The sequence below is a fragment of the Oscillibacter sp. KLE 1745 genome (assembly GCF_000469445.2).
Taxonomy (GTDB): Bacteria; Bacillota; Clostridia; order Oscillospirales; family Oscillospiraceae; genus Oscillibacter; species Oscillibacter welbionis.
The window spans coordinates 1-10,211 of record NZ_KI271752.1 but is presented as its reverse complement, the minus strand read 5'-3'; the positions used below and the strand labels follow the sequence as shown (position 1 = coordinate 10,211).

Annotated in this window: 11 protein-coding genes and 1 tRNA gene; 9 read left to right on the top strand and 3 right to left on the bottom strand. The window is 61.6% G+C overall.

Annotated elements, in window-relative coordinates; all coding sequences use genetic code 11:
* Positions 1-65: 65 nt before the first annotated feature.
* The 3 genes from HMPREF1546_RS13690 to HMPREF1546_RS13680 form a co-directional block, all read right to left on the bottom strand.
* Positions 66-152: transfer RNA gene (locus HMPREF1546_RS13690), tRNA-Leu, on the bottom strand.
* Between the two features lie 149 nt (positions 153-301).
* Positions 302-1,675, bottom strand: coding sequence for a citrate/2-methylcitrate synthase (locus HMPREF1546_RS13685; RefSeq protein ID WP_021750549.1), 1,374 nt, complete (start codon positions 1,673-1,675; stop codon positions 302-304).
* 205 nt (positions 1,676-1,880) lie between these two features.
* The gene (locus tag HMPREF1546_RS13680) at positions 1,881-2,597 is read right to left on the bottom strand and encodes an NAD-dependent protein deacylase (RefSeq protein ID WP_021750550.1); all 717 of its coding nucleotides are present in this window, start codon (positions 2,595-2,597) and stop codon (positions 1,881-1,883) included.
* A gap of 50 nt (positions 2,598-2,647) precedes the next feature.
* Here HMPREF1546_RS13680 and HMPREF1546_RS13675 point away from each other — a divergent pair, with 50 nt between their 5' ends.
* The 9 genes from HMPREF1546_RS13675 to HMPREF1546_RS13635 all read left to right on the top strand — a co-directional run bounded on the left by HMPREF1546_RS13675 (position 2,648) and on the right by HMPREF1546_RS13635 (position 10,145).
* The gene (locus HMPREF1546_RS13675; RefSeq protein ID WP_021750551.1) at positions 2,648-2,983 is read left to right on the top strand and encodes an arsenate reductase family protein; all 336 of its coding nucleotides are present in this window, start codon (positions 2,648-2,650) and stop codon (positions 2,981-2,983) included.
* Positions 2,984-3,077: 94 nt separating this feature from the next.
* Positions 3,078-3,941 (top strand): YihY/virulence factor BrkB family protein, encoded by an 864-nt coding sequence (locus HMPREF1546_RS13670; RefSeq protein WP_249390880.1) that lies wholly within the window; start codon positions 3,078-3,080, stop codon positions 3,939-3,941.
* Between the two features lie 106 nt (positions 3,942-4,047).
* Entirely contained in the window at positions 4,048-5,280 is a 1,233-nt protein-coding gene (locus HMPREF1546_RS13665) for an aminopeptidase (protein WP_036631003.1), read from the top strand.
* 24 nt (positions 5,281-5,304) lie between these two features.
* Positions 5,305-5,799, top strand: coding sequence for a gamma carbonic anhydrase family protein (locus HMPREF1546_RS13660; protein ID WP_021750554.1), 495 nt, complete (start codon positions 5,305-5,307; stop codon positions 5,797-5,799).
* 37 nt (positions 5,800-5,836) lie between these two features.
* Positions 5,837-7,024: an AI-2E family transporter gene (locus HMPREF1546_RS13655; protein ID WP_021750555.1), complete on the top strand. Its 1,188-nt coding sequence runs from the start codon at positions 5,837-5,839 to the stop codon at positions 7,022-7,024.
* 175 nt (positions 7,025-7,199) lie between these two features.
* A complete protein-coding gene (locus tag HMPREF1546_RS13650; protein WP_025544718.1) occupies positions 7,200-7,418 on the top strand; it encodes a helix-turn-helix transcriptional regulator in 219 nt (72 codons plus the stop codon).
* The gene (locus HMPREF1546_RS13645) at positions 7,408-8,160 is read left to right on the top strand and encodes a DUF3169 family protein (protein WP_021750557.1); all 753 of its coding nucleotides are present in this window, start codon (positions 7,408-7,410) and stop codon (positions 8,158-8,160) included. The genes HMPREF1546_RS13650 and HMPREF1546_RS13645 overlap by 11 nt, the downstream gene beginning before the upstream one ends.
* 213 nt (positions 8,161-8,373) lie before the next feature.
* Complete coding sequence (locus HMPREF1546_RS13640) at positions 8,374-9,228, top strand: glycerophosphodiester phosphodiesterase family protein (protein ID WP_021752041.1); 855 nt, start codon at positions 8,374-8,376, stop codon at positions 9,226-9,228.
* Positions 9,225-10,145: a hypothetical protein gene (locus tag HMPREF1546_RS13635; RefSeq protein ID WP_021750559.1), complete on the top strand. Its 921-nt coding sequence runs from the start codon at positions 9,225-9,227 to the stop codon at positions 10,143-10,145. The genes HMPREF1546_RS13640 and HMPREF1546_RS13635 overlap by 4 nt, the downstream gene beginning before the upstream one ends.
* Positions 10,146-10,211: the final 66 nt, after the last annotated feature.

Here is a 10,211-nt window from a genome sequence, read left to right as displayed (position 1 = left end):
AATCTAGCGAGTCTGCCAATTCCACCACTCGCGCATAGAGCGGTTATCTTTTCAGAGACACCGTATGGTGCGGCTGACGGGATTTGAACCCACACGTCGATTCGGACACCAGCACCTCAAGCTGGCCTGTCTACCAGTTCCAGCACAGCCGCAAATGTTCGTCCCCTAAAAAAGACTGCTTGATTATTATAGCCAGTCGAGATCCAAATGTCAACTGTTTTTCCCCGATCAGTCGAAAAAATTTCCATGGACCAGGAATTCGGCCGGGACCGCCGAAGACGGTCCCGGCCGCCTGACCTGTTCAGCGCCGGTCCATGGACGTATAGGGACGGTGCTCCTCCACACACTCATACCGAGGGCGGATCAGCTTGCCTCCCACGGAGAGCTCCTCCATCCGGTGGGCACTCCAGCCGGCGATACGGGCCACGGCGAACAGGGGCGTATACAGCTCCTTGGGCAGGCCCAGCATCTCATAGACAAATCCGCTGTAAAAGTCGATGTTGGTGGAGAGCACAGACTTGTGCTGCCGCTCCATCAGCAGCTGCTTGCCGATCTTCTCCACATTGGCGTACAGGGCCAGCTCGTCCTCCCGGCCCTTTTCCGCCGCCAGGTGATTCACGTAGGCCCGGAACACCTCGCACCGGGGGTCGGTCTTGGTATAGACCGCGTGGCCCAGGCCGTAGATCAGGCCGCTGCGGTCGAAGGCATCCTTGTTCAGGATCCTGGTGAGATAGTCCGCCACGCAGCCCTCGTCATTCCAGTCCCGCACGTGCTCCTTCACATCGTCCATCATGGCCATCACCTTGCTGTTGGCGCCGCCGTGGCGGGGACCCTTCAACGAGGCCATGGACGCGGCGATGGCAGAATAGGTATCTGTTCCGGAGGAGGTGACCACATGGTTGGTGAAGGTGGAGTTGTTGCCGCCGCCGTTGTCCGCGTGGAGGATCAGGGCCACGTCCAGGGTCCGGGCCTCCAGATCGGTGTAGCTGCAGTCCTCCCGCAGCATCCGCAGGAAGTTCTCCGCGGTGGACAGCTCCGGCTTGGGCACGTGGATAAACAGGCTCTCCCCCTGACTGAACCGCCAGGCCTGATAGGCGTAGATGGCCAGCACGGGCATATTGCTCATCAGCTGCAGGCACTGGCGCAGCACATTCTCCAGCCCGATGTCGTTGGGCTTGTCATCATAGCAGAACAGCGTCAGGATGCCCCGCTGCATGGTGTTCATCAGATCCCGGGGCGGCGCCTTCATAATCACGTCCCGGAAGAAATTGGTGGGCAGCGTCCGGTAGGAGGCCAGCTGCTGGCAGAATGCCTCCAGTTGGGCGGCGGTGGGCAGTTCGCCGAAGAGCAGCAGATAGGCCGTCTCTTCAAAGGCGAAGCGGCGCCCCTCGGAGCCCTTCACCAGCTCCCGGCAATCGATGCCCCGGTAGTAAAGCATACCGTCCTGGGGGACGATGTGCTCCCCCTCCGTGACGCTGTAAGACTGGATCTCACCCACCCGGGTCAGGCCGGTGAGCACGCCGCGGCCGTCCTCGTCCCGCAGGCCGCGCTTGACGTTATACTCCTTATAGAGCTTGGGGTCGATGTAGTTTTTCTTCTCCCACTGCTCCTTCAGCGCGAGAATGGCGGGGGTGATCTCACAATAGGCGTTCTCACGGTTCTCTTTCCAGACCATAGGGGTGCGCGCTCCTTTCGGCGGCATGCAGCCGTTGTACTATTTGCAATAGTATCATTAAAAAATTGCATTTTCAACCGTTTTAAAAAATATTTTTGAAAAAATAAGAAAACTTTTGAATTTTTCTTTTTTCGAACTTGCAAATTCAAAAAAGCAACAGGCAGCCCTCCGAGGGCTGCCTGAAGAACTCCGGCGCCGAAGCGCCTCACAGCTGGGCCAGGGTCTCGCCGATGGGGTCAGTAATCACCAGATCCGCGGCCAGATCCCGGGCCACCGGCGACTTGTTGAGGAGCACCAGCCTGTGCCCCTGATAGTATCGAATCAGCCCCGCGGCGGGATAGACGTTCAGAGAGGTGCCGCCGATCATCAGCATATCCGCCTCCGCCAGGGCGCGGACGGCTGCCTCCAGCGTCCCCTGATCCAGCCCCTCCTCATAGAGCACCACATCCGGCTTGATGATGCCGCCGCAGCTGCACCGGGGCACGCCCTCCGTGCGGAGGATATGCTCCAGACCGTAAAATTTCCCGCACCGCTGGCAGTGGTTCCGGTGGACGCTGCCGTGGAGCTCCAGCACGTTCCGGCTGCCGGCGGCCTGGTGGAGCCCGTCGATGTTCTGGGTGATGACGGCTTTCAACCGGCCCTCCGCCTCCCACTCCGCCAGCTTTTTATGGGCGGCGTTGGGCTTGGCGTCCGGGGCCAGCAGCTTGGCCCGGTAGAAGCGGAAAAATTCTTCGGGGTTGCTTTCGTAAAATGTATGGCTTAAAATCACTTCAGGCGGATATTTCCATTCCTGGTGATATAGGCCGCCAGTGCTGCGGAAGTCCGGGATGCCGGACTCTGTGGAAACGCCGGCCCCCCCGAAAAACACGATGTTGTCGGAGCTGTCCACCAGTTCCTTCAGCCGTTTAATACTGTCCGTCATACCGGACCCTCCATTCCAATTTCCAATTTTATTGAGACAGGAGCACAGGCATGAACATTCAGATCTTCGGTTCCTCTAAGTCCTTCGACTCCAAGAAGGCGGAGCGCTGGTTCAAGGAGCGCCGCATTAAGTACCAGTATATCGACCTGCCCTCAAAGGGATTATCCCCCCGGGAGTACCAGTCCGTCAAGCAGAAAGTGGGCTTTGACGCCCTGGTGAACACGAAATGCCGGGCCTATGAGGACCTGTACATGGCCTATATCACCCCGGACGCCCGGGAGGAGAAGCTGCTGGAACACCCGGAGCTGTTCGTGACCCCCATCGTCCGCAATGGAAGGGAGGCCACGGTGGGCTACCATCCGGAAATCTGGCAGACTTGGGAGTGAGTCTCTGCCGCCCGACAGAATTCTGCACCGCTGCGGAACAGATCGGTGGTATTCTGTGCATACTATGGATGCACACGGAGAGGAGGTGGCCTGCGTGCAAAGGCGAGCCTGGATGGAGCTGCCCCAAAACCGCTTTCTGCGGGGCATCTATCTGCTGGTGCAGCGGTATCTGCGCCACAATGTGGGGATGCAGGGAGCGGCTCTGGCGTTTTACCTGCTGTTCATGATCTTTCCCCTGCTGATCTTTGTCAGCTCCCTGCTGGGCCTGCTGCAGCTGGACGTGGATGCCATTCTGGCCGCGGTGCAGGAGTTCCTGCCCCGGGAGATCGTGTCCTTCATCGGGGTGTACCTCACCTATGTGGGCCGGAACCCCAGTGTGAAGCTGCTGCTGTTTGGCCTGTTCTTCTCCCTGTACTTCCCCATGCGGGCCACCAACACGCTGATGCGCTCCGTGCGGATCGCCTATCACCTGGGCCCGCCCCGGGGCGCGCTGCCCCAGCTGGTGAAAACGCTGCTGTACACGGCGGTGCTGATCGCCACCATCGCCCTGACCCTGACGCTGATGTCCGTGGGAGACCGGCTGCTGCTCTACGCCGTGGACAGCTTCGGCCTGCCCCGGTTCTGGGCGGTGCTGTGGGCGAAGCTGCGGTTCCCGGTGGCGGCGGTGGCAGGGTATTTCGCCCTGTTCTTCCTGTACGCACTGTCTCAGGACGGCCGCCAGCCCTGGCGGAACATCTGGCCCGGCACTATGGCGGCCCTGGGGGCCTGGCTGGCGCTGAACTGGCTGTACTCCACATACGTGGAGAACTTTGCCGACTACTCCCTGCTGTACGGCTCCATCGGCACGGCCATCGCCCTTTTGATCTGGCTGTATATGACCGCCGTGACCCTCATCATGGGGGCGGAGCTGAACGCCACGCTGATCTCCCTGCGAAAGGACCGGGCGGGGGAATCGTAAACGATTTTTGAATCCCGGCGGCCCCCGCTTTACTTTACGGGAGAGATGCTCTACAATATTCTCTGGGTGAGGAAACCCTTGGAAAGGATGGAATCAAATGGAATCCATGAAAGAAAAACTGACGGAATACGCCCAGCTGCTGGTGCGGGTGGGCCTGAATATCCAGAGGGGGCAGCCGCTGGTGATCTCCTCGCCTGTGGAGTGCGCCTTTTTCGCCCGTCTCTGTGCGGCGGAGGCCTATCAGGCCGGTTGCCGGGAGGTGGTGATGAACTGGGGCGACGATGAACTGGGCCGGATGAAGTACCTCCATGCGGCTGACGAGGTGTTCGACACCGTGCCCCTGTGGCGGCGGCACTTCTACAACGACTACGCCCTGGAGGGGGCGGCGTACCTGGCCATCTCCGCCAGCGATCCGGAGAACCTCAAGGGCGTGGACCACAGCCGGATCGTCCGGGCCCAGCAGGCCAGCGGGAGGGCCTTGAAGGACTTCGACCGTCTCCAGATGTGCGGCGGCTTCCCCTGGTGCATCGCCTCCATCCCCATCCCCAGCTGGGCGAAGAAGGTGTTCCCGGATCTTGCGGAGAGCGAGGCAATAGACAAACTGTGGGAGGCCATCTTCCAGGCCGTGCGCATTACCGGCGACGGCAGGTGCGTAGACAAGTGGCACCGGCATATCGAGACCCTGGCCCATCGGGTGGAGAAGCTGAACCAGCTGAACTTCAAGTCCCTCCACTACACCAACTCCCTGGGCACGGACCTGACTGTGGAACTGCCGGAGGACCACATCTGGGAGGCGGGTAACGACGTGACTCTGTCTGGCCGCACCTATATCGCCAATATCCCCACGGAGGAGGTCTTCACCTCTCCCCTGAAGACCGGCGTCAACGGCGTGGTCTACTCCGCCCTGCCCCTGTCCCACAACGGCACCATCATTGACAAGTTCCACTTTGTGGTGAAGGACGGGAAGATCGTGGAGGTTCACGCGGAACAGGGGGAGGAGGCCCTCAAGGCCGCCGTCACTGTGGATGAAGGGGCCAGCTACTTCGGCGAGGTGGCCCTGGTGCCCTATGACAGCCCTATCTCCAACCAGAAGATCCTGTTCTACAACACCCTGTTCGACGAGAATGCGGCCTGCCACATCGCCTTCGGCGAGGCCTATCCCTGCCTCAAGGACGGCCAGGCCATGAGCAAGGACGAGCTGAAGGCCCGGGGCCTCAACGACTCCATCACCCACGTGGACTTCATGGTGGGCACGCCGGACCTGAACATCCTGGGTATTACCCACGACGGAAAGGAAATCCCAGTGTTCGTGGACGGCAACTTCGCCCCGGAGATCTGAAATCAGAGAGAAAGAGGAGAGACCATGACATACGAGCTGAGAAAGACTGACGAGAACGTGCTGATTGCGGAGGGCGCCTCCGTCACCGGAGACGTGCGGCTGGCAAAGGGCGTCAGCATCTGGTACGGTGCGGTCCTGCGGGGGGACATGGGCCCCATCACCGTGGGAGCGGACACCAATATTCAGGACGGGGCCATCCTCCACGAGGAGACGGTGGTGGGCAGGGGCTGCACCATCGGCCACGGGGCCATCGTCCACGGCTGCACAGTGGGGGACAACACCCTGATCGGCATGGGGGCCATTGTCCTCAACGGCGCGAAGATCGGCAGCGACTGTATCGTGGGTGCCGGGGCCCTGGTCACCGGAAAAATGGACGCCCCGGACGGGTCCATGATCCTGGGCAGCCCCGCCAAGGTGGTGCGGCCCCTGAAGCCGGAGGAGATCGAAGGCAACCGGGCGGCCATGGAGGAGTATCTGGAAGCTGCCGCCCAGTATCGGAAGGAGCAGGAAGCCCGTTGAGACAGGCCCTCCGGGCCGGAAAGTGAGTTTACCGTTCATGGAATGGAACAAACAGAAGATCAAAGGACTTCTGCTGGTGGTCTGCGGCGGTGTGGCGTTTTACTGCGCACTGCAGCGCCTGGATGCAGTCCTGGCGGCGCTGGGCTGGCTGCTTGGGATTTTGGCGCCGTTTCTGCTGGGCGGCGCCCTGGCCTTTATCCTGAATGTGCCCATGCGGGCCATCGAGCGGCACCTGTTCCCCAGAAACCGGAAGGGCGCAAAGCTCCGCCGCCCCCTGGCCCTGGTGCTGACCCTGGTCGCGGTGATCGGTGTGCTGGCCCTGGCTGGCCTGGTGATCGGCCCGGGCATCGCAGATGCAGTCATGTCCATCATTCGGGAGATTCCTGCCGCCTTCCAGCGACTGGAGCACCAGCTCACCGCCCTGGCGGAGAACCTGCAGGACCTGTGGCCTCTACTGGAGGAGCAGCTGATGAAGCTGCAGGAGGAGATCCAATGGCAGGAGCTTTCTGCCAAGGCTCTGGAGATCGCCAAGGCAATTGGGGCCGGGATTGTCTCCTCCGGTGGGTTCATCGGCGGTGTGGTCAGCGGTGTCAGCACCTTTGTCATCAGCCTGATCTTCTCCTTCTATGTCCTGCTGCAGAAGGAGAAGCTGGGCCGCCAGGGCCGCCAGGTGATTTACGGCCTGCTGCCCCTGCGGCAGGCCGACCGGACGCTGGACGTCCTGCGGCTGTCCGGGCGGACCTTCTCCAGCTTCCTCTCCGGCCAGTGCCTGGAGGCCTGCATTCTGGGCACGCTGTTCGTCGCGGCCATGACCATCTTCCGGATGCCCTACGCCCTGCTGGTGGGCGTCCTGATCGCCCTGACCGCCCTGATCCCCATTGTGGGGGCTTTTATCGGCTGCGCTGTGGGCGCACTGCTCATCGCCATCGACGATCCCTGGAAGGCGCTGTGGTTCATCGTGCTGTTCCTGGTGCTCCAGCAGATCGAGGGAAACCTGATCTACCCCCATGTGGTGGGTTCCTCCGTGGGGCTGCCCTCCATCTGGGTGCTGGCCGCCGTCACTCTGGGCGGCAAGCTCATGGGGATCACAGGGATGCTGTTCTTCATCCCGCTGTGCTCCGTGATCTACGCCCTGTTCCGCAGCTATGTGAAAAACCGGCTGGTGAGCAAGGCAGTCCCACCGGAGAAATGGCGGGACCCGCCTCCCCCACCCTCCCGGCAGTGAGCGTTCTTTCCGCCGCCCTACATCTGTTCAAAAACCGGCCGTCCAAATTGGGCGGCCGGTTTTTGTGCGCAGATTCAATTTTTTATTGACAAGAATCCTTGTCAGTGCTATGCTATATTTGACAAGAATAATTGTCATTTTGACTCGGATCATTGTCAGGAAAGGGGATGAGCGGATGCCGCTGTACAACCGGCTGAAGGAGCACCGGGCCCGGCTGGGGGTCAACCAGCAGGAGATGGGCGCCCTGGCGGGTGTTTCCCGCCAGACCATCAGCCAGATCGAACGGGGGGACTACTCCCCCTCGGTGACGCTGGCGCTGAAGCTTGCCAGGATCTGCGGTGTGACCGTGGAGGACATTTTTACCTATCAGGAGGATGAATGCCATGAGCGATAACGTGAGGCGGGACAACCGCAGGGCGCTGCCCAAATACCTGCTGACAATTCTGCTGTTCGGGCTGCTGGGCGGCGTGCTGGGCTTTTTCACCGGTGTGGCTGGGGCCGCTGGCGTGGCGGAGACGGTGCGGCAGGCCCTGGACCGGGTGCTGGCGGTGTGTGCGCCCTGGGGCATCGTCGGCAGCGCCGTGGTGCTGCTGGGGGCGGGCTGGTACCTCTATGCCGCCGCCAAACGGCGCTTTGCCGCCTGGGATGGGGAGGACGAGGACGCCATGGACGCGGCGGAGCAGCAGCTGAGCTGGGCTCTGCTGCTGACGGGGCTGGTGATAATCCTGGACTTTTTCTTCTTCGCCGCCTCCATCATCTACGACCGCTTTCTGCCGGACCTGATCCTCTTTCTGGCGTCTGTGGCGGTGCTGGTGGTGCTCCAGCAGAAGATCGTAGACCTGGAGCGCCGGATCAATCCGGAGAAGCGGGGCAGCGTTTACGACATGAAATTCCAGAAGACCTGGATGGACAGCTGCGACGAGGCGGAGCGGGCCCAGATCGGCCAGGCCTGCTACCGGGCCTATATGGTGGGGACCAAGGTCTGCATCTTCCTGTGGGTGGCCCTGCTGATCCTGAACTTTGTGTTTGACTTCGGTCTGCTGCCCATCGCGGCGGTGCTGGCGGTGTGGGGCGCGATGCAAACTGTCTATGCCCTTGAGTGCATCCGACTCAGCAAGAGAACGGGGGACGCGTAATGGACATCGCGCTGCTGGGCGCCGTTTTGGCAGCCTGCGTGCTCTGCCTGTTGGAGAAAAAGAAGGCGCAAATCTGATGCCGCCGGGCATTTCACAAAGCCGGCCCGCTTGTCAGCGGGCCGGCTTTGTGGTATTCTTTATTTTGTTTGAAGGAATCTGCGGTCCATCCCGGGGCGGTCCGCTCCCCGATGCCCGGATTTGGCGGAGGTGTTTATGGTCGAATTGCTGCTGATTTTAGCGGCAGCCGCTGCTGCGGCAGCTGCCCTGGCCGGGCTTGGATACCTGCTGGTCTGGTTCCTGCTCCACGGCCGGCGGGATGGTCCTGGCTGGGAAAAGCTGGAGGGCTTTCGGTACGCCCACCGGGGCCTCCACGGCCCCGGCGTGCCGGAGAACTCCCTGGCGGCCTTCCGCCGGGCGGCGGAGGCCGGATACGGCGCCGAACTGGATGTCCATCTGACCCGGGATGGACGCCTGGTGGTGATCCACGACGGGGATTTGGAGCGGATGTGCGGCGTTCCCGGCCGGGTGGCGGAAAAAACCGCGGAGGAGCTTGCCGCTCTCCGGCTGGCAGGCTCAGAGGAACACATCCCTCTTCTGGAGGAGGTGCTCCCCCTGTTTGCCGGACGGGCGCCGCTGGTGGTGGAGCTGAAGACCGACCGGCACGGCGCCGCGGCGCTGGCCCGGGATACGGTGGATTGCCTGGACCGCTTCTCCATAGACTACTGTGTGGAGAGCTTTGACCCCCGGCCGCTGCGGTGGCTGCGCCGCCACCGGCCGTCGGTGCTGCGGGGCCAGCTGTCCCAGGATTTCCACCGCCATCCATCCGGCCAGGGTCCCTGGAACCGCTTGGCGCTGACGAATCTCTTCTACAATGCATTCACCCGGCCGGATTTTGTGGCCTACCGGTTCGGAGACCGGGAAAAGCCGGCAGTGCGGCTGTGCCGCAAATTTGGGATGCGGATGGCCTACTGGACCCTCCGCTCCCGGGCCGATGTGGCCCTTGCCGAGCAAGAGGGCGCCCTGCCGATTTTTGAAGAACCGGACCGACCGAAGGAGGTAACCCATTGAAGTCGACAAAGAAAGAAAAGAAGCAGTATAAAAAGGCATTTCAGGAGGCCATGGCGCGGGAGCTGCGGGAACACAAAAGCTCCTTCATCGTCTTTTCCATCCTGCGGATTCTGGTGCTGGTGGTGCTGGTGCGGCAGATCATGCTGGCCAACTACGAGGGCGCCTTCTTCTGCATTCTCACGCTTCTGCTGCTCTACGTGCCCAGCTGGATCCAGGTGAAGCTGCGGATCGAGCTGCCGCCGCCCCTGGAGATCACCATTTTCTGCTTCATCTTTGCGGCAGAAATTCTGGGTGAGGTCAACGCCTTTTATGTCGTGATCCCCGGATGGGACACCATGCTCCACACCATCAACGGCTTCCTGGCCGCGGCGGTAGGCTTCTCCATGGTGATGCTGCTGAACGACGATGACCGGATCACCTTCCATCTGTCCCCGGCGTTCCTGGCCCTGGTGGCCTTCTGCTTCTCCATGACTATCGGGGTCCTGTGGGAGTTCTTTGAATTCGGCATGGACTTCTTCCTGGGCACGGACATGCAGAAGGACACGGTCATCCACGCCATCCACTCCGTCTCCCTGGATCCCACGCTCTCCAACAAGGTGGTGACGATTCCGGATATCCAGGACGTGGTCATCAACGGAGAGAGCCTGGGACTGGGCGGCTACCTGGATATTGGCATCATCGACACCATGAAGGACCTATTTGTGAATTTCATCGGTGCCGTTGTGTTCTCCCTCTCCGGCTTCTTCTTCGCCCGCAGCAAGGGCCGCCGGAAGAGCGCCGCCCAGGGCTTTGTCCCCAGCAAAAAGACCGCGGAGCAGGACTATCTCCAGCAGGCGCTGGAAGAGGCGGATCAAAAGGACGCGGACGCCCCCACTCCGGATGGCCCCCCGGCGCCGGGAGAACCGGAGGGTGCCTGAGCGCCCCACACAGACAGAAAACCACCGGCCGAAGCCGGTGGTTTTTCGCAGCAGCGGCCGGCAGAT